The sequence below is a fragment of the Streptomyces sp. NPDC052107 genome, assembly GCF_040680215.1.
Classification (GTDB): domain Bacteria; phylum Actinomycetota; class Actinomycetes; order Streptomycetales; family Streptomycetaceae; genus Streptomyces.
Map to the genome: position 1 here is coordinate 42,850 of NZ_JBFAWG010000043.1, position 20,004 is coordinate 62,853.

Here is a 20,004-nt window from a genome sequence, read left to right on the forward strand (position 1 = left end):
CGGTGCACAGTGGGGCAGGGCGCGATGACGGGTCCGGTGCTCGCCGTCGACCAGGGGACATCCGGCACCAAGGCTCTTGTGGTCTGTCCGGAACGCGGCGTCCTGGGTTCCGGATTCGCCGAGGTCCGCCCCCGGTATCTGCCCGGCGGACTGGTCGAGGTGGATCCGGCCGGGCTGTGCGACTCCGTGGTCGACGCCGGCCGGCAGGCGCTCGCCGAGGCCGGCGAGGGCGTCGTGGCGCTGGGCCTGGCCAACCAGGGCGAGACCGTCCTCGCCTGGGACCCGGCCGATGGCCGCCCGCTCACCGACGCCCTGGTGTGGCAGGACCGGCGCGCCGAGACCGTGTGCACCGAACTCGCCGAGCACGCCGAGGAGTTGCGGCAGCTGACGGGGCTGCCCCTCGACCCGTACTTCGCCGCGCCCAAGATGGCCTGGATCCGCCGCCACCTCACCCGCGAGGGCGTCGTCACCACCTCCGACGCCTGGCTGGTCCACCGCCTCACCGGCGCCTTCACCACCGACGCCGCCACCGCCGGCCGTACCCAGCTCCTCGATCTGGACCGCGCGCAGTGGTCGCCGAGGGCGCTGGAGATGTACGGCCTGGCGGACGAACGGCTCCCGCAGCCCGCCGACAACGCCCAGCCCATCGGCACCACCACGGCGTTCGGCCGCGAGATCCCGCTCACCGGACTGATCGTCGACCAGCAGGCCGCCCTGCTCGCCCAGCGCGTCACCGCACCCGGCGCCGCCAAGTGCACCTACGGCACCGGCGCGTTCCTGCTCGCGCACTGCGGCGACCGGCCCCGGCGCGGTACCTCCGGCCTGGTCAGCTGCGTGGCCTGGCGGCTCGCCGGAACCACCGCCTACTGCCTGGACGGCCAGGTCTACACCGCGGCCTCCGCCGTCCGCTGGCTCTGCGACCTCGGCGTCCTCTCCTCCGCCGCCGACCTCGACCCCGTCGGCGGCGCCGTCCCCGACAGCGGCGGCGTCACCTTCGTCCCCGCCCTCGCCGGACTCGCCGCCCCCTGGTGGCGCGGCGACCTGCGCGGTTCGCTCACCGGACTCGGCCTCGACACCGGCCCCGGCCACCTGGTGCGCGCCCTGTGCGAAGGCATCGCCGCCCAGGTCGCCGAACTCGCCGACGCGGCCGCCGCCGACCTCGGTGCCCCGCTGGACACGCTCCGCGTCGACGGCGGCCTGACCCGCTCGGCCCTGCTCATGCAGACCCAGGCCGACCTGCTGCAACGCCCCGTCGAGGTCTCGGCGCTGCCCGACGCGACCGCACTCGGTGCGGCCGCCCTGGCCCGCCTCGGCGCGGACCGTACCCTGGGCGTCGAACAGGCCCTGCCCGCCTGGAAGCCCGCCGCCGTGTACGAACCCCGCATCACCGCCGACCAGGCCGCCGAACGCCGCGCCGGTTTCCGCGCCGCCGTAGAGGCCCTGCTCGGCTCATGACCGTCACCGCGGACGGCCCGCTGCCCACACGGACGTACGACGTCGTGATCGTCGGCGCCGGGGTCGTCGGCTGCGCCGTCGCCCGCGAACTCGCCCGCCACCCCCGCCTGCACGTCGCCCTGGTCGAGGCCCAGGACGACGTCGGGCAGGGCACCTCCAAGGCCAACACGGCGATCCTGCACACCGGTTTCGACGCGGCCCCCGGAACCCTGGAGGCCCGGCTGGTCCGCGAGGGCTACGACCGGCTCGGCGCCTACGCGGCCGAGTCCGGCATCCCGGTCGAACGCGTCGGCGCCCTGCTGGTCGCCTGGGACCAGGAGCAGCTCGCCGCCCTGCCCCGGCTGGCCGAGAAGGCCGAGCGCAACGGCTACCACGAGACGCGCCGACTGGGCCCCCACGAGCTCTACACCCGCGAGCCCCACCTCGGCCCCGGAGCGCTCGGCGCCCTGCACGTGCCCGGCGAGAGCATCATCTGCCCCTGGACGACGACCCTGGCGTACGCCACCCAGGCGGTCCGCGCCGGAGTGGACCTGCACCTGAACACCACGGTGGAACAAGTGAGCCGGCGGGACGGCCAGCGCCTCACCACCTCCCGCGGACCCCTGCACGCCCGCCACCTGGTCAACGCGGCCGGACTCCACTGCGACACCCTCGACCGGCTGCTCGGCCACGAGGACTTCGCCGTCACCCCGCGCCGCGGCCAGCTCCTGGTGTACGACAAGTTCGCCCGCCCGCTCATCCGGCACATCCTCCTGCCCGTCCCGACCGCGCTCGGCAAGGGCGTCCTGGTCGCGCCCACCGTCTACGGCAACGTGCTGCTCGGCCCCACCGCCGAGGACCTGGACGACAAGCGGGCCACCGGCTCCACCGCCGACGGCCTGGCCGGCCTCAGGGCCAAGGGCCGCCGCATCCTGCCCGCCCTCCTGGACGAGGAGGTCACCGCCGTCTACGCCGGGCTGCGCGCGGCCACCGGGCAGGAGGACTATCGCATCGCCGCCCACCCCGAGCAGTCGTACGTCACCGTCGGCGGGATCCGCTCCACCGGACTGACCGCGTCGATGGCCATCGCCGCGCATGTCACCGGCCTGCTGGCCGGGAACGGGCTCGACCTCGGCCCGGTGCGCGAGCCCGAGCCGGTGACCATGCCCAACCTCGGCGAGGCCTTCCCGCGCCCCTACCAGCGGCCCGAACTCATCGCCGCCGACCCCGAGTACGGCACCCTCGTGTGCCACTGCGAGCGCGTCTCCCGCGGCGAGATCCGGGACGCCCTCGCGGGGACGATCCCGCCCCGCACCCTGGAGGGCCTGCGCCGCCGTACCCGGGCCCGGGCGGGCCGGTGTCAGGGGTTCTACTGCGGGGCGGCGGTGCGCGAGCTGTTCGAACGGCACCTTCCCGAGGGCGAGTCGGTGGCAGGGAAACCTGCGGGCGGGGAGGCGGTGCGCGGAGAGCGGTCCGGTGGGGAGCAGGCGCGACCGGAGCCGTCCGCCGGGGAACCGGTGCGGCGCCGGAAGCCGTTCGGAAGGGGGCGGCCATGACGGACGTACGCCGTGTCGACGTCCTCGTCGTCGGTGCCGGCCCCGCTGGACTCGCGGCCGCCGCGCGGCTGGCCGCCGCCGGCGTGGGGCGCGTGGAGGTCCTGGAGCGGGAGACCGAGGCGGGCGGAGTCCCACGGCACTGCGCACACCGCGGCTTCGGCACGTGGCCGCGTCCGCTGACCGGCCCCGCGTACGCCCGCCTGCTGACAGAGGCCGCCGTGCGGGCGGGCGCGGTGATCCGGACCGGGGTGACGGTCCTGGACTGGGTGGGGGCCGGGCCGTCGGCGACCGCGGAAGCCACGGACGCGGGGGCGGCTGGGCCGTCCGGCACGCGGCCGGGCGGTGTGGACCCGGCGGCGGCAGGCGCCTCCGGCGCGGGGCTGGGCGCTGCGGACTCCGCGGTCGCCGGGGCGTCCGAGGCGGGTCCGGATCACGCGGACCCGGCGGTGGCCAGGGGATCCGAGCCGAGTCCGGGCGATGGGGACCGAGGCGCGGCCGGGATGTTCACGGCGGGGCCCGCGGGAAGCAGCCGGGCCGTACGGGCGAACACGGCCGGACCGGACCAGGGCGGGCCGGCGAGCGCGGCTCCTGAGGGTCCCGGTGGCGGTCCGGTGTCCGGCGCCGTCGGATCCCGTACCGGTACGGTGCTCACCGCCGTCGGCCCCGGCGGGCCGGAGATCATCGAGGCGCGGGCCGTCGTCCTGGCCACCGGTGCCCGCGAACGCCCGCGCACCGCCCGGCTGGTGCCCGGTAGCCGCCCGGCCGGTGTCTTCAGCACGGGAGAGCTCCAGCAGGCGGTCCATCTGTTCGGGCAGCAGGTCGGCACCCGCGCGGTCGTCGTCGGCGCCGAGGACGTCTCGTACGCGGCGGCCGCCACCGTGCGCGCGGCCGGCGCCGAGGTCGTCGCGCTGGTCACCGAACACCCGCGGGCCCAGACCGGCCGGGCCCGTGCCCGGTCGGCCCGGTTGCGCGACCGCGTTCCGCTGCTGACGCACACCACGGTCACCGAACTCCTCGGCCACGGCCGCCTGTCCGGGGTCCGCGTCCACCATCGCGACGGCCGTACGGCCGTACTGGCCTGCGACACCGTCGTGTTCACCGGCGACTTCGTCCCCGACCACGAACTCGCCCGCCGCGGCGCCCTCGCCCTGGACCCCGGCACCCGCGGCCCCGCCGTCGACGGTGCCCTGCACACCTCCCGCCCCGGGGTCTTCGCCGCAGGGAACGTCCTGCACGCCGTCGAGCGCGCCGGCACGTCCGCCGACGAGGGCGCCCGGGTGGCCGATGCCGTCCTGGACTTCCTGGCGGGCGCTCCCTGGCCGGACCCCGGAGTCCCGCTCGCCGTCGACGCGCCGCTGCGCTGGATCGCCCCGAACCGCATCACCCCGGCCGACCCGCCCGCCCGTTACCTCCTGCGCACCGACGTCCCGCTGACCCGCCCGGTCCTCCGGGTCCACCAGGACGGCCGCCTCCTGCACCGGGAGCGGCCGGGCCTCGGGACCTCGCTGCCGAACCGCCCCCTGACCCTCACCGCACGCTGGACGGGCCGGGTCGACCCGAAGGGCGGCGCGGTCGTGGTGAGCGTGGGCTGAACGGGCCGGACCCGGGCGAGCGGCAGCGGCGCCTGGTGCGGGTACTGGCCGGACTCGACGAGGCGGGGCGGTTCACATATCGGTGAACGACCCGTGCCGCCCGGACCCGGAGGCGAACCGGGCGGCACCCTCCGCGCTCTGCGCCAGCACGCCCAGTCCGTAACGGAGTTCACCGCGCAGTGCCGTCTCCTCGTCCAGCCCCTCCTGGTCGAGGGCCGACGTGCGGTCGCTGCGCAGGCAGGCCTGCGGGAAGCGGGCGATGTCCGCGGCCAGCGCCTCGGCCTCGGCGCGGGCCCGTCCCGTCGGCACGACGCGGTTGGCGAGCCCCATCTCGTACGCCTCGCGGGCCGGTACCGGGCGGCCGGTGAGGATCATGTCCATGGCCCGGCCGGTGCCGATCAGCCGGGGCAGCCGTACCGTGCCGCCGTCGATCAGCGGTACGCCCCAGCGGCGGCAGAACACCCCGAACACGGCGTCTTCCTCCGCGACCCGCAGATCGCACCAGAGGGCGAGTTCGAGGCCGCCCGCCACCGCGTGCCCGGCGACGGCGGCGATCACCGGCTTCGACAGCCGCATCCGGGTCGGCCCCATCGGGCCGTCGCCGTCCTCCGCCACGCGGTTGCCGCGCTCGGTACCGATCGCCTTCAGGTCCGCCCCCGCGCAGAACGTGCCGCCCTCGCCCCACAGCACCGCGACCCGGGCACGATCGTCCGCCTCGAACTCGCGGAAGGCATCGGCGAGTGCGGCGGCCGTGGGACCGTCCACCGCGTTGCGGGCCTGAGGTCGGGAGAGGACGACCGTGGTGACGTACTCCGTGCGCTCCACGCGGACCGGCATGGGAAGCCCTCCTTGTTCTGGTCGGGAAGGCCACTCTGCCTCAGATGACCTTGAACCGGACCAGCGCCCCCAGGGTCAGCGCCCCGGGCAGCAGCGGCACCCACACGGTGATGATCCGGTAGGCGAGGACCACCGCGGTGGCCACCGCGGCCGGCCCGCCCACCGCGACCAGGGCCACGATCAGGGCCGCCTCGACCGAACCCAGGCCGCCCGGTGTGGGGACCAGCGCCACCGCGACGGTGGCCGCGAGGTAGGCGAGCGCCATGTGCGCCACCGGCACCGGCAGCCTGAGCGCCTGGCCGACCGCGGCGAGACCGGCCGCCTGCAGGGCCGGGAAGGCCAGCGAGCCACCCCACAGGGCCAGGGCCCGGGACGGCCGGGTGTGCACCGACCGTGCCTCGCCGAGGGCGTCCCGGACGAACGCGCACACGCGAGTGCGGAGCGGCCGTACGAGGGCCACGACGGCCGCCGCCACCACCAGCAGGCCGGCCGCGCCCAGCAGCAGCGGCACGGTCGAGCCGTCGGGCAGCAGGGGGCCGAGCCGCAGCGCGTCGGGGAAGGCCAGCAGCAGCACGGACAGCAGACCGACCCGGCCCACGGACTCGGCCAGCAGGTACAGGGCGAGCGCGGCCGAGGAGCGGGCCAGCGGCACCCCGCACACGGTCATGAAGCGCAGGTTCACGGCGCCCGCCCCCAGCCCGGTGGGCAGCAGATGGTTGGCCGAGGCCGCCGCGAACTGGGTGGCCAGCAGCCGTCCCTTCGGCAGCGGCTGCACCACCGCGCCCTGGCGGGTGAACGCGGCGGCCACCCAGGTCAGGCAGGTGGCGCCGGCCGCCGCGAGCAGCCACGGCCAGGATGCGCTGCGCAGCTGGCCGAAGCCCTCGGCGAGCAGGGAACGGTTCCGTACGGCGACGACGGCGACCAGCGCGAGCGGCACCAGGCACAACACCTGGCGGACGGGGACGCGACGGGGGAGTCGTCCCCGGGGAGGTGGGGGAAGCGGGACGGCAGTCACATCAGCAGAGGTTTTCCGCGCCATACCAACGGCGGGTGAAGCCGTACCAACGGCGGGTGAAAAGGCAGGAACATTGACCTCAACGAAGCTTGAGGTTCTACGTTCTTTTCCATGAGCATGGAGACCACCGCATGGATGCAGCTGCATAGTGTCATGACGGCGCAGGCCGATCGCCGTCCGTTCGCCCGCGCCACGCTGCGCCGTATCGCCGCCTTCGCCCGCCCGCACCGCGCGGGCATCGTCCGGTTCGTGGTGCTCGGGGTGGTGACCGCGCTGCTCGCCGTGGCCACCCCCGTGCTCGCCGGCCGCGTCGTCGACGCGATCGTGGCGGGGCACGACTCCGGCACGGTGGTCCGGCTCTCCCTGCTCATCGCGCTCGTCGCCCTCGCGGAGGCGGGGCTGGGCATCCTCGGCCGGCGCCTGTCGGCGACGCTCGGGGAGGGACTCATCCTCGACCTCAGAACGGCTGTGTTCGATCATGTGCAGCGCATGCCCGTCGCGTTCTTCACACGGACTCGTACGGGCGCGCTGGTCAGCCGTCTCAACAACGACGTGATCGGCGCCCAGCGGGCCTTCGCCAACACCCTGTCCGGCGTGGTCAGCAACTTGGTCACCCTGCTGCTCACCCTCGCGGTGATGCTCACCCTGTCCTGGCAGATCACCCTGCTGGCGCTGGTGCTGCTGCCGGTGTTCGTGCTGCCGGCCCGCCGCATGGGCACCCGGATGGCCCGTATGCAGCGCGAGGCGGCGGCGCTGAACGCGGCCATGGGCACCCGGATGACCGAGCGCTTCTCCGCGCCCGGCGCCACCCTGATCAAGCTGTTCGGCCGCCCGGAGGAGGAGTCGGCGGAGTTCGCGGCCCGCGCCGCCCGGGTCCGTGACATCGGCGTCCGCACGGCCACGGCCCAGTCCGTCTTCATCACCTCCCTCACCCTGGTCTCCGCCCTCGCGCTGGCCCTCGTCTACGGCCTCGGCGGCTGGTTCGCGCTGCACGGCACCCTGCAGGCGGGCGCGGTCGTCTCCCTCGCCCTGCTGCTGACCCGCCTGTACGCCCCGCTGACCGCGCTGGCCGGAGCCCGGGTCGAGGTGATGAGCGCGCTCGTGAGCTTCGAGCGGGTCTTCGAGGTGCTCGACCTCAAGCCGCTGATCGAGGAGAAGCCGGTCGCCGGCGAGGTCCCCGAGGGTCCGGTCGCCGCCGAGTTCGAGGACGTCCGCTTCTCGTACCCCTCGGCCGACCAGGTCTCCCTCGCTTCCCTGGAGGAGGTCGCCGCCCTCGATAACCGGGGTGGCTCCGAGGTCCTGCACGGCATCTCCTTCCGCGCCGAACCCGGCCAGACCGTCGCCCTCGTCGGCTCCTCGGGCGCCGGCAAGTCCACCATCGCCCAGCTGCTCCCGCGCCTGTACGACGTCGACGCGGGCGCCGTCCGCATCGGGGGCGTCGACGTCCGCGACCTGACGGCCGCCTCCCTGCGCGGCGCGCTCGGCATGGTCACCCAGGACGGTCACCTCTTCCACGACACGGTCCGCGCCAACCTCTTGCTGGCCCGCCCGGAGGCGACGGACGACGACCTCTGGGACGCGCTGGGCCGCGCCCGCCTGGCCGAGGTCATACGGTCCCTGCCCGACGGTCTGGACACGGTGGTCGGCGAGCGCGGCTACCGGCTCTCCGGCGGCGAACGCCAGCGCATGACCATCGCCCGGCTGCTGCTGGCCCGCCAGCGCGTGGTCATCCTGGACGAGGCCACCGCCCACCTGGACAACACCTCCGAGGCGGCCGTCCAGGAAGCCCTCACCGAGGCCCTGGAGGGCCGCACCGCCGTGGTCATCGCCCACCGCCTGTCCACGATCCGGGCCGCCGACCAGATCCTCGTCGTGGAGTCCGGCCGGATCGTGGAACGCGGCACGCACGAGGAGCTGCTGGCGGACGGAGGACGGTACGCGGAGCTGTACCGGACCCAGTTCGCCGAACGGGAGGGTGCCGTGACGGCATCGGCGGAGGGGATTGCGGTGTCGGCCGAGGCGACTGAGTCGGCGGAGGGGATTGCGGGGTTGGGCGAGGTTACTGGGTCGGTTAAGGGGATTGTGCCGCTGGGCAAGGCGACTGATCCGGTTGAGGGGACTGTCGAGTTGGGCGAGGCGATCGAGTCGGCTGAGGGGATTGCGGTGTCGGCCGAGGCGACTGAGTCGGCGGAGGGGATTGCGGGGTTGGGCGAGGCGACCGAGCCGATCGGGGTGACACCGGCGTAGGCCCCGCACGGCTGCCTCGACTTCGCGAACCGCCCCCGCTCCAACCTTCGGGGCACGGCCAGCAGCCATGGCGCGCTCGGCTCGGGTGGCGCCGTGACCCGTTACGACGCGGGCGCGGCGCGGCGCGGCACGGCCCGGACAGGGCCGCGGCCCTGTCCGCGACGAAGTAGGCATCGTCTTGTCGACCGGGCTGACGAGCACCCCGGGCCTACGGTGGAGTCGGGCAGCAGATACGGCAGCCGGACGATCACCACCGCGTCCGCGCCACCTGGTTTCCGGGGCAGCCGGGTCGCGTCAGCCCGGATCAACCCCGCGCGGTACGCGCCGCGCCGCGAGCCCGAGCATCCCCGCCGAACGGCCCACGCCCCAGCAAGGTCCGCCTCGGTCGCAGCACCCGCCCCGTCACGATCCCGGTGTCACAGGCAGGAGCAAGGACCGCGCCGGGCCGCTGCGGCAACAGCTCCTCCAAGGCCCTCGCCGCTGCCCGCGCCCGTGGCCCCGGCCCCGGGACGCGTCGTACCGCCGGCACCTCCTCGTGGTAGTCGATCATTCTGCCATCATCACCCGACGTCCCAGCCCACGTGGCGAGTTACTGCCGTAGCCCTTGACTCCGCTGGTCCGGACCTTTAGTTTCACGCCTTAAACAAAGCCTGCGGACGCCCCAACACTCACTCTGTTCACCGGTGTTGGGCCGCACCCCCCACGCGAAAGGCCGCTTCCGCCCATGGCCAGACCTCTCCCCGCAGCCGTCTCCCTCGGCGTCCTCGCGCTCTCGGCCGGACTGCTCACCGCTTCCCCCGCCCAGGCCGCGACCGGAGCCATCACCGGGCTCGCCGGCAAGTGTCTCGACGTCGCCGGGGCCAACTCGGCCGACGGCACGCCCGTCCAGCTCTACGACTGCAACGGCACCAACGCCCAGCAGTGGACGGTCGGCAGCGACGGCACCATCCGCGCCCTCGGCAAGTGCCTCGACGTGACCGGCAATTCGACCGCCGACGGCGCCAAGGTGCAGCTGTGGAGCTGTACCGGCGGCGCGAACCAGAAGTGGACCGTCACCGCCGCACACGACATCGTCAACCCGCAGGCGGACAAGTGCCTGGACGTCACCGACAACAACTCCGCCAACGGCACCCGGACCCAGATCTGGAGCTGCAGCGGCGGCGCCAACCAGAAGTGGAACGCGCCCGCGAGCGGGGGCGACGGCACCCCGTCCGCGCCGATGGCCGTCGCGCCGTACCTCTACAACGGATGGGGCAGCCCGCCCAACCCGACCACCATCACCCAGGCCACGGGCGTGAAGTGGTTCACCCTCGCCTTCGTGCTCAGCAACGGCTACTGCAACCCGCAGTGGGACGGCAGCCGCCCGCTGACCGGCGGGGTCGACCAGCAGACCGTCAACACCGTGCGGGCAGGCGGCGGTGACGTCATCCCGTCCTTCGGCGGCTACAGCGGCAACAAGCTGGAGAGCTCCTGCTCCAGTGCGAGCGAGCTGGCGGCGGCCTACCAGAAGGTCATCAACGCCTACGGCCTCAAGGCGATCGACATCGACATCGAGGCCGACGCCTACAGCAACGGCACCGTGCAGCAGCGGACCGTCGACGCACTGAAGACCGTCAAGGCCAGCAACCCGGGGCTGAAGGTGTACATCACCATCGGCACCGGGCAGAGCGGGCCCGACACCAGCCTCATCAACCGGGCCGCCTCCTCCGGCCTGACCGTGGACGCCTGGGCCATCATGCCGTTCGACTTCGGCGGCGCCGGACAGAACATGGGCAACCTCACCACGCAGGCCGCCGAGGGCCTGAAGAACGCGCTGAAGAACGCCTATCACTACAGCGACGACCAGGCCTACCGGGACATGGGCATCTCGTCCATGAACGGCATCACCGACAACAACGAGACCGTCACGGTGAACGACTTCCGGACGATCCTGGCCTACGCGCAGGCGCACCACCTCGCCCGGCTCACCTTCTGGTCCGCCAACCGCGACCGGCCGTGCACCGGCGGTCCCGCCGACAGCTGTTCCGGCGTGAGCCAGTCCGACTGGGACTACACCCGCGTCTTCGCCGGCTACACCGGCTGATCCCGCCACCCCCCAGGAGAACCCGTGTTTCCTCGTCCACGCCGCGGACCGACGGCCGTCGCCCTCGTCGCGGCAGCGGCCGCCGCCCTGCTCACCGCCGCGCCGACGCCCCTGCTCGGCGCCGGGCGCGCGCACGCCGCCACCGCCCAGGCCGCCGCCCTGCCCACCGGCTTCGCGACGGTCATCAACGCCGTGAGCGGCAAGTGCCTCGACGCCAGGGCCGCCGCCACCGCGAACGGCACCGCCGTCCAGCAGTACACCTGCAACGGCACGAACGCCCAGCAATGGCGCTTCACCGACGCCGGCAACGGCTACGTCCACATCGACAACCGCAACAACACCAGCCAGGTCGTCGACGTCAGCGACGTGTCCACGGCCGACAACGCGCCCGTCCATCTGTGGAGTTACGGCGGCGGCGCCAACCAGCAGTGGCAGGCAGTGGACGACGGAGGCGGCGCCTTCCACTTCGTCAACAAGAACAGCGGCAAGTGCCTGGACGACCCCGGTGCCTCGACCGCCGACAGCGTGCAGTTCGTGCAGTACACCTGCAACGGCACCGCCGCCCAGCGCTTCCAGGTGGTTCCGGTGACCCAGTCGAACAGCGACCCGGACCTCGGACCCAACGTCGTCGTCTTCGACCCGTCGATGTCGTCGTCCACGATCCAGAGCCGGCTGGACTCCCTCTTCAAACAGCAGGAGTCCAACCAGTTCGGCTCCCAGCGCTACGCCGTCCTGTTCAAGCCCGGCGCCTACAGCGCGGACGTCAACGTCGGCTTCTACACCCAGGTGCTCGGGCTCGGCCTGACCCCGGACGCGGTGTCGATCAACGGTGCCGTGCACGCCGAGGCCGACTGGTTCCAGGGCAACGCCACGCAGAACTTCTGGCGCGGAGCCGAGAACCTTTCGGTCAACCCGGCGAACGGCAACGACCGTTGGGCGGTCTCGCAGGCCGCGCCGTACCGGCGGATGCATCTGCGGGGCAACCTCGCCCTGGACGACGGCGGCTGGTCGTCCGGCGGCTACCTCGCCGACAGCAAGGTGGACGGACAGGTCAACTCCGGCTCGCAGCAGCAGTGGCTGACCCGCAACTCCCAGCTCGGCAGCTGGACGGGGTCCAACTGGAACATGGTGTTCGCCGGCAGCCAGGGCGTCCCGTCCACCAGCTTCCCCGACCCGCCGTACACCACCGTCGCCCAGAGCCCGGTCACCCGTGAGAAGCCGTTCCTCTACGTGGACGGCTCCGGCACCTACCAGGTGTTCGTGCCGTCCGTGCGCTCCAACACCACGGGCACCAGCTGGGCCGGCGGCAGCCCGCAGGGCACCTCGCTGCCGCTCAGCCAGTTCTACGTCGTCAAGCCCGGCGCCACCGCCGCACAGATCAACGCAGCTCTCGCGGCAGGTCAGAACCTGCTCGTCACGCCCGGCGTCTACCACCTCGACCAGACCCTGAAGGTGACCCGCCCCGACACGGTCGTCCTAGGCCTCGGGCTCGCCACCTTCGTCCCGGACAACGGCATCACCGCGATGACCGTCGCCGACGTCGACGGCGTCAAGATCGCGGGCCTGCTCTTCGACGCCGGCACCACCAGCTCGAAGACCCTGGTCGAGGTCGGGCCGGCCGGCTCCACCGCCTCCCACGCGGCCGACCCGACCTCCCTGCACGACGTCTACTTCCGCATCGGCGGCGCGGGCGTCGGCAAGGCGGCCACCAGCCTCGCCGTCAACAGCAACAACGTCATCGGCGACCACATGTGGATCTGGCGTGCCGACCACGGCAGCGGCGTCGGCTGGACCAGCAACACCGCCGACACCGGACTCGTCGTCAACGGAAACGACGTGACGATGTACGGCCTGTTCGTGGAGCACTTCCAGAAGTACCAGGTGATCTGGAACGGCAACGGCGGCCGCACCTACTTCTTCCAGAACGAGATGCCGTACGACCCGCCGAACCAGTCCGCGTGGATGAACGGCTCCACGAAGGGCTACGCCGCCTACAAGGTCGCCGACTCGGTCACCAGCCACCAGGCGTACGGCCTCGGCAGCTACTGCTACTTCAACGTCAACCCGAGCGTGAGCGCCGACCGTGCCTTCGAGGTGCCGGACAACCCGAACGTCCGCTTCACCAGCATGGTCACCGTCTCCCTCGGCGGTACCGGCACCATCAGCCACGTCATCAACAGCACCGGAGGACCCTCGAACTCCTCGACCAACGTCGCGGACCTGGTCCGCTACCCGTGAGCGAAGGGTGTGGCCTCCCGGACGTGTGAGGCACCGCCGCGTGGATACGCGGACTGGACGGACACCAGGGCCCGTCCGGAAGGCCACCCCTGCCATGACCAGAGAAAACCAGCTCTCTCCCGCATCGGAGATCACCCTCCGGGTCAACGGGAAGCCCCACACCCTGCACGTCGACCACCGGCGCGTCCTGCTGGACCTGCTCCGCGAGGACCTCGGCCTCACCGGGGCGAAGAAGGGCTGCGACCACGGCCAGTGCGGTGCCTGCACCGTGCTGGCCGACGGCCGCCGCCTCAACAGCTGCCTGCTGCTCGCGGTCGCCCTCGACGGCAGCGAGATCACCACCGTCGAGGGCCTCGGCGGCGACGGCGAGGAGCCGCACCCGCTGCAGCGGGCCTTCCTCGACCGCGACGCCTTCCAGTGCGGCTACTGCACCCCGGGGCAGATCTGCTCCGCCGTCGGCATGCTCGCCGAGGCCGCCGCCGGCCACCCCTCCCACGTCACCGACCCCGCGGCCCCCTCCGGCCGGCCCGTCCCACTGGACCGGCCCGAGATCCGCGAGCGTCTGAGCGGCAACCTGTGCCGCTGCGGCGCGTACCCGCGCATCGTCGAGGCGGTGGAGGACGTGATCCGGTGAACGGCTTCGGATACCTCAGGCCCGGCAGCGTCCCGGAGGCCGTCGAGGCGTACGCCGCCCACCCCGGCGCCCGCTATCTGGCCGGCGGCACCAACCTGGTCGACCTGATGAAACTCGGCGTGGAGCGGCCCGCCCTGCTCATCGACGTGGGCCGGCTGCCGCTGGCCGGCATCGAGGAGCTGCCCGACGGCTCCCTGCGCGTCGGCGCCACCGTCCGCAACAGCGACCTGGCCGCCGACCCCCGCGTCCGCGACCGCTACCCGGCGCTGTCCCAGGCGCTCCTCTCGGGCGCCTCCGGGCAGCTGCGCAACGCCGCCACCACCGGCGGCAACCTGCTCCAGCGCACCCGCTGCCCCTACTTCCAGGACCTGGACAAACCCTGCAACAAACGCGAGCCCGGCAGCGGCTGCGGCGCCCGGGACGGCGTCCACCGCGACCACGCCGTCCTCGGCCACTCGGAGCACTGCATCGCCACCAACCCGTCCGACATGGCCGTCGCCCTCGCCGCGCTGGACGCCCAGGTCGAGCTGTACGGCACCGAGGGCACCCGGCGGCTTCCGGCGGCCGAGTTCCACCGGCTGCCGGGCGAGCATCCCGACCGGGACACCTGGATCTGCCCTGGCGAACTGATCACCGGTGTGGTGCTCCCGTCGGCCACCGCCGGCATCCCGTCCGCGTACCGCAAGGCCCGCGACCGGGCGTCGTACGCCTTCGCCCTCGCGTCCGTGGCCGTCGTGCTGCGGGTCGCGGACGGCGTCGTCGACCACGCGGGGATCGCCTTCGGCGGGCTCGCCCACCGGCCCTGGCGGGCCCGGCACACCGAGCTGGCCCTGCTGGGCGCCCCCGCGACCCCCGCCGCCTTCGAGGCAGCCGTGGCGCTGGAACTCGCGCACGCCGAGCCGCTGCGGGACAACGCCTACAAGGTGCCCCTGGCCCGCAATCTCGCCCTGGACGTCCTGAACCGTCTCGCCCCGGCCCCGGCGGTGGCCTGAACCGGCGCGGGAGGAGCGAGCAGAGCAGGCAGAGCAGGAGGAACCCATGACCGGCAACCCCCCGGGCACTCCCGCAGAGCGCCGCGACGCCCGGAACACGGCCCCCGGCGGGGCTTTCGGCGAGCGCCGACCCGCCGGGGACCCGGCCCAGGGCAGCGCCCTGGGCGTGCCCGCCGAGCGCCGGGAAGGGCTGCAGAAGGTCACCGGCATCGCCCGTTACGCCGCCGAGTACAGCCTGCCCGGCCGTGCCCACGCCTGGACCGTGCCGGCCGCGGTCGCGCGCGGCCGGGTCACCGCCGTCGACACCTGGGCCGCCCTCGCCCTGCCCGGAGTCCTCGCCGTGCTCACCCCCGACGACGCCCCGCGCCTCGCCGAACCCGGGGACGCCATGCTCGCGGTTCTGCAGGGCCCGCACGTGCCGCACCGGGGCTGGTGCGTGGCCCTGGCCGTCGCCGACACCCTGGAGACGGCCCGCGCGGCCGCCCGGGCGGTACGCGTCACCTACTCGGCCGAACCCCACGACGTCGATCTGGACCCCGGGCACCCGCACGCCTACGAGCCGGCGGAGGCCAACGCCGGCTATCCGGGCCGCGTCGAGAACGGCGACCCGGAGTCCGCCTACGCCACCGCCGAGGTCCGCGTCGACACCACCTACCGGGTGCCGCCGCTGCACAATCACCCCATGGAGCCGCACGCCAGCACGGCCCACTGGGACGGGGACCGGCTCACCGTGTACACCTCCAGCCAGGGCGGTACGACCGTGCGGGAGGTCCTCGCCCAGCTGTTCGAGCTGCCCGAGGACCGCATCACCGTCGTCACCGAGCACGTCGGCGGCGGCTTCGGCTCCAAGGGCACCCCGCGCCCCGACGTCGTCCTCGCCGCCATGGCCGCCCGGCGCACCGGCCGGCCCGTCACCCTCGCCTGCCCCCGCCGGTACCTGCCCACCACCGTCGGCCACCGCGCCCCCACCGTGCAGCGGCTGCGCCTCGGCGCGCACGCGGACGGCCGGCTCACCGCCGTGCTGCACGAGGCGACCACCCACACCTCCCGGGTGAAGGAGTTCGTCGAGCAGGCCGCGGTGCCCGCCCGCGTCATGTACGCCACCCCGGCCCTGCTCAGCACCCACCGGGTGGTCCCGCTCGACGTGCCCAGCCCGTCCTGGATGCGCGCCCCCGGCGAGGCGCCCGGCATGTACGCCCTGGAGTCGGCCGTGGACGAACTCGCCGACGCCCTCGGCATGGACCCGGTGGAACTGCGCGTCCGCAACGAACCCGAGCGCGAGCCCGGCAGCGGCAAACCGTTCAGCAGCCGGCACCTCGTGGAGTGCCTGCGCGAGGGCGCCCGCCGCTTCGGCTGGGCCGAGCGCGATCCACGCCCGGGCATGCGCCGCGAGGGCCCGCTGCTCATCGGCACCGGCGTGGCCGCGGCCACCTACCCGGCCGCGGCCGTCCCGGCCACCGCGACCGCCCGGGCCCTGCCCGACGGCACCTGCACCGTCCGCATCAACGCGACCGACATCGGCACCGGGGCCCGTACCGTCCTCGCCCAGATCGCCGCCGACGCCCTCGGCGCGCCGCTGGAGCAGGTCCGCACCGAGATCGGGCACAGCGACCTGCCGTCGGCCTGGCTGGCCGGCGGCTCCATGGGCACCGCCTCCTGGGGCTGGGCCGTGCACGACGCGTGCGCCGAGCTGGCTTCCCGGCTCGCCGCGCACAACGGGCCGCTGCCCGCCGACGGTATCGAGACCCATGCCGACACCGCCGGGCGGGCCGACGCCGACAGCCCCTACGCCCGGCACGCCTTCGGGGCCCACTTCGCCGAGGTCGCCGTCGACACCGTCACCGGCGAGACCCGGGTACGGAGGCTGCTCGGGATCTTCGCCGCCGGGCGGATCCTCAACTCCCGTACGGCGCGCTCCCAGTTCACCGGCGGCATGACCATGGGTCTCGGCATGGCCCTCACCGAACACAGCACGATGGACCCCGCGTTCGGCGACTTCACCGAGGCGGACCTCGCCTCCTACCACGTGCCCGCGCACGCGGACGTCCCGCACATCGAGGCCGACTGGATCGACGAGGACGACCCGCACCTCAACCCCATGGGCAGCAAGGGCATCGGCGAGATCGGCATCGTCGGCACCGCGGCCGCCATCGGCAACGCCGTCCACCACGCCACCGGCATCCGCTACCGCGAACTGCCCCTCACCCCCGACCGGATCCTCACCGGCCTGCTGTCCGAGGGGTGACCGTGACGGGACCGACCTGGGAGTACGAGGGCTACCGGCCCGAGGAGGAACGCCTGCGGGAGTCGCTGTGCACCCTGGGCAACGGGTACTTCGCCACGCGCGGGGCCCTGCCCGAGTGCACCGCCGACGACGTCCACTACCCGGGCACCTACGTGGCCGGCTGCTACAACCGGCTCACCTCCGAGGTCGCCGGACGCCGGGTCGAGAACGAGGACATGGTCAACCTCCCCAACTGGCTGCCGCTGCGCTTCCGTCAGGCGGGCGGCGCCTGGCTCACCCCGGACTCCGCCCCTGTCACCGAACATCACCTGACGCTCCATCTCGACCCCGGCCTGCTGGAACGCCGCACCAGCTACGGCCTCGACGGCGGCGGCACCCTGCATGTGCGCCAGCTGCGTCTGGCCCACCTGGCTGACCGTCATGTCGCGGCGCTCCGCAGCGAGTTCACCGTCGAGGGCGACCGGGCCGAGCTGGAAATCGAGTCCGCGCTCGACGGACGCGTCACCAACTCCGGTGTGGCCCGCTACCGGGACCTGGACGGCCGGCACCTCACCCAGATCCGCACCGGCCTCGCCGCACACGGCGCGATGTGGCTGCGCTGCCACACCCGTACCTCCCGCATAGAATGCGTCCTGGCCGCCCGGCTGGCCACCGACGCGCCGGTGGCGACGGCGCACGAAGCCCTGCGCGCCGTCCAGCACGCGAAGCTGCGCCTGACGCCCGGCCGTACCGTCACCGTCGACAAGACGGTCGCGCTGCACACCTCGCACGACCCCGCCATCGGCGACCCGCTGGACGCGGCCGTCGACCGCGTCGGCGCCGCCCCCGACTTCGACGTCCTGCTGGAGACGCACGCCGCGGCCTGGGAGCAGCTGTGGCGGCGCACCGCGCTGGAGGTGCCCGGGGAGGCGGGCAGCATCCTGCGCCTGCACCTGTTCCACGTGCTGCAGACCCTGTCGCCGCACACGGCCGACCTCGACGCCGGCGTCCCCGCCCGCGGACTGCACGGCGAGGCCTACCGCGGCCATGTCTTCTGGGACGAACTCTTCGTCCTGCCCTACCTCAACCTGCACCTCCCCGAGGTCTCCCGGGCCCTGCTCCACTACCGGCACCGGCGTCTGGACGCCGCCTGCCACGCGGCCGGCGAGCTCGGCCGGCGCGGCGCGCTCTACCCGTGGCAGAGCGGCAGCGACGGCCGCGAGGAGGCCCAGGAACTCCATCTCAACCCCCGCTCCGGCCGCTGGCTGGCGGACCACTCCCGGCTCCAGCACCACGTCGGCTCGGCGGTGGCCTACAACATCTGGCAGTACTGCGAGGCCACCGGGGACACCGACTTCCTGCACGGCGAAGGCGCCGAGATGCTGCTGCAGATCGCCCGCTTCTGGGCGGACTCGGCCAGCTACGACGACCGCCTCGGCCGGTACCGCATCCGGGGTGTGATGGGCCCCGACGAGTACCACGACGCCTACCCCGGCGCGGCCCTGCCGGGTCTGGACGACAACGCGTACACGAACGTCACCGCCACCTGGGTGCTCGCCCGCACCCTGGACCTGCTGAACATCCTGCCCGAGCCGCGCCGCCGCGAACTCACCGAGAGCATCGGCCTGGACGAGGACGAGCCCGCCCACTGGGAGGAGATCTCCCGCACCCTCCACATCCCCTTCCACGACGGGGTGATCAGCCAGTTCGAGGGCTACGGCGGCCTCGCCGAGCTCGACTGGGACGACTACCGCAAGCGCTACGACGACATCCGCCGCCTCGACCGGATCCTGGAGGCCGAGGGCGACACCGTGAACCGCTACAAGGCGTCCAAACAGGCCGACGTCCTCATGCTCGGCTACCTCTTCTCGGCCGCCGAACTCCGGTCCCTCTTCAACCGGTTGGGCTACCGCCTGGACGAACGGACCTGGACCGCGACCGTCGACCACTATCTGCACCGCACCAGTCACGGCTCCACCCTCAGCGGCCTGGTCCACGGCTGGATCCTCACCCGCGCCCGCCGCGCCGACGCCTGGGCCTTCGTCCAGGAGGCGCTGCGCGGCGACATCGCCGACCTGCAGGGCGGCACCACCGGCGAGGGTATCCACCTCGGCGCCATGGCCGGCACCCTCGACCTCGTCCAGCGCGGACTGACCGGCCTGGAGACCCGCGACGGCGCCCTGTGCCTTGACCCGGTCCCGCTCCCCGAACTCTCCTCCTACGGCTTCGCCATCCGCTACCACGGCCACTGGGGCGTCCATCTGCACCTGAGCAGCGGCCTGCTGGAGATCGCCGTACCGGACTCCGACCGCGCCCCCATCGACGTCTGCCTACGCGACCGGGTGGTCCCGGTGGGCCCGGGGGAGGCGGCCCGGCTGGTGGTCCCGGAGTGACACCGCTCAGCCGCCCGTCACCGGGTACCGGTGGACGGGCGGGAGCCCCGGCAGCAGACCGGGCCACATGGCGTCCAGGACATGTGCGCTCGGCGTGAACAACGGCCCGCCGAGGAACGGCAGGTCGTAGACTTCGTGCCACTCCCAGCGGTGGATCAGCAGCGGTTCGGTGACGAGGGGTTCGCCGGTGAAGGCGCTCACCCGGACGGCGGCCGTCACCCGGGGGATGCCGTGCACGGAGTCCATCAGGATCGCCCGCACCCGCGCACCGGCCGGGTCGGCCTTCAAGGACGTCTCCTCCTCCAGCTCGCGGACTGCCGCCGCGGCGAAGTCCTCGTCCGCGTCGTTCTTGCCGCCGGGCAGTTCCCAGACGCCCCGCACCGACCAGCCCAGCAGCACCCGCCCCGCCCGGTCGGTGACGACGACTCCGGCGCCGGTCAGGGCATGCGGGGAGGGGCGGCCCTTGCCGGCGTACCCGGGCGCGGTACTGCAGGGGGTTGTGAACAGCTGCCGCGGAACAGCGTACGAGTGTGTTCTGGCGCGGATGAGTGAGTGTTCGGGCTGTGGTGGGCGTACGGGGAACGATAGTTCTCTCATCGAATGGGTGACCTCGGCGGGTGGTGGTCGTTGGGTTTGGTGACGGGGTTCTGCGGGGTTGGGGGGAGGGTGTTGGTGGTGGGTGGGCTGCGGGAGGTGGCGGCGCCGTTCGTGGTGCCCGGTCCGTCCGGGGTGGCCGTCCGTGACCGGCTCAGGCAGCTG

Annotated in this window: 13 protein-coding genes and 1 pseudogene; 11 read left to right on the plus strand and 3 right to left on the minus strand. The window is 73.5% G+C overall.

Going from position 1 to position 20,004, the window contains the following annotated elements:
* Positions 1–24: 24 nt before the first annotated feature.
* The 4 genes and pseudogenes from AB0M27_RS31750 (at position 25) to AB0M27_RS31765 (ending at position 4,582) form a co-directional block, all read left to right on the plus strand.
* Entirely contained in the window at positions 25–1,455 is a 1,431-nt protein-coding gene (locus tag AB0M27_RS31750; protein ID WP_365726787.1) for an FGGY family carbohydrate kinase, read from the plus strand.
* Positions 1,452–2,990 (plus strand): FAD-dependent oxidoreductase, encoded by a 1,539-nt coding sequence (locus tag AB0M27_RS31755; RefSeq protein WP_365726789.1) that lies wholly within the window; start codon positions 1,452–1,454, stop codon positions 2,988–2,990. The genes AB0M27_RS31750 and AB0M27_RS31755 overlap by 4 nt, the downstream gene beginning before the upstream one ends.
* Positions 2,987–3,112 (plus strand): annotated as a pseudogene (locus tag AB0M27_RS31760) (FAD-dependent monooxygenase); the annotation flags it as partial. The gene AB0M27_RS31755 and the pseudogene AB0M27_RS31760, both read left to right, overlap by 4 nt.
* Positions 3,113–3,334: 222 nt before the next feature.
* A complete protein-coding gene (locus AB0M27_RS31765; protein ID WP_365726811.1) occupies positions 3,335–4,582 on the plus strand; it encodes an FAD-dependent oxidoreductase in 1,248 nt (415 codons plus the stop codon).
* Between the two features lie 72 nt (positions 4,583–4,654).
* On the opposite strand, the gene AB0M27_RS31770 is transcribed toward AB0M27_RS31765, so the two are convergent.
* Together AB0M27_RS31770 and AB0M27_RS31775 are read right to left on the minus strand one after the other, a co-directional pair.
* The gene (locus tag AB0M27_RS31770; protein ID WP_365726791.1) at positions 4,655–5,419 is read right to left on the minus strand and encodes a crotonase/enoyl-CoA hydratase family protein; all 765 of its coding nucleotides are present in this window, start codon (positions 5,417–5,419) and stop codon (positions 4,655–4,657) included.
* Between the two features lie 40 nt (positions 5,420–5,459).
* On the minus strand, positions 5,460–6,434 hold the full coding sequence (locus AB0M27_RS31775; protein WP_365726793.1) for a lysylphosphatidylglycerol synthase transmembrane domain-containing protein: 975 nt from the start codon (positions 6,432–6,434) through the stop codon (positions 5,460–5,462).
* A 117-nt stretch (positions 6,435–6,551) separates the two neighbouring features.
* Here AB0M27_RS31775 and AB0M27_RS31780 point away from each other — a divergent pair, with 117 nt between their 5' ends.
* The 7 genes from AB0M27_RS31780 (at position 6,552) to AB0M27_RS31810 (ending at position 19,245) form a co-directional block, all read left to right on the plus strand.
* Entirely contained in the window at positions 6,552–8,681 is a 2,130-nt protein-coding gene (locus AB0M27_RS31780) for an ABC transporter ATP-binding protein (RefSeq protein WP_365726812.1), read from the plus strand.
* Positions 8,682–9,405: 724 nt separating this feature from the next.
* Complete coding sequence (locus AB0M27_RS31785) at positions 9,406–10,764, plus strand: lectin (protein WP_365726795.1); 1,359 nt, start codon at positions 9,406–9,408, stop codon at positions 10,762–10,764.
* A gap of 24 nt (positions 10,765–10,788) precedes the next feature.
* Positions 10,789–13,002, plus strand: coding sequence for an RICIN domain-containing protein (locus AB0M27_RS31790; protein WP_365726797.1), 2,214 nt, complete (start codon positions 10,789–10,791; stop codon positions 13,000–13,002).
* Between the two features lie 94 nt (positions 13,003–13,096).
* A complete protein-coding gene (locus AB0M27_RS31795; protein ID WP_365726799.1) occupies positions 13,097–13,636 on the plus strand; it encodes a 2Fe-2S iron-sulfur cluster-binding protein in 540 nt (179 codons plus the stop codon).
* A complete protein-coding gene (locus tag AB0M27_RS31800; protein WP_365726801.1) occupies positions 13,633–14,628 on the plus strand; it encodes a xanthine dehydrogenase family protein subunit M in 996 nt (331 codons plus the stop codon). Before AB0M27_RS31795 ends, AB0M27_RS31800 begins: the two co-directional genes overlap by 4 nt.
* 46 nt (positions 14,629–14,674) lie before the next feature.
* Positions 14,675–16,873 (plus strand): xanthine dehydrogenase family protein molybdopterin-binding subunit, encoded by a 2,199-nt coding sequence (locus AB0M27_RS31805; protein WP_365726803.1) that lies wholly within the window; start codon positions 14,675–14,677, stop codon positions 16,871–16,873.
* 2 nt (positions 16,874–16,875) lie between these two features.
* Positions 16,876–19,245 (plus strand): glycosyl hydrolase family 65 protein, encoded by a 2,370-nt coding sequence (locus AB0M27_RS31810; RefSeq protein ID WP_365726805.1) that lies wholly within the window; start codon positions 16,876–16,878, stop codon positions 19,243–19,245.
* Between the two features lie 6 nt (positions 19,246–19,251).
* Here the strand turns inward: AB0M27_RS31810 and AB0M27_RS31815 are convergent, their stop codons facing one another.
* Entirely contained in the window at positions 19,252–19,842 is a 591-nt protein-coding gene (locus tag AB0M27_RS31815) for an NUDIX domain-containing protein (protein WP_365726807.1), read from the minus strand.
* Between the last annotated feature and the right edge of the window lie 162 nt (positions 19,843–20,004).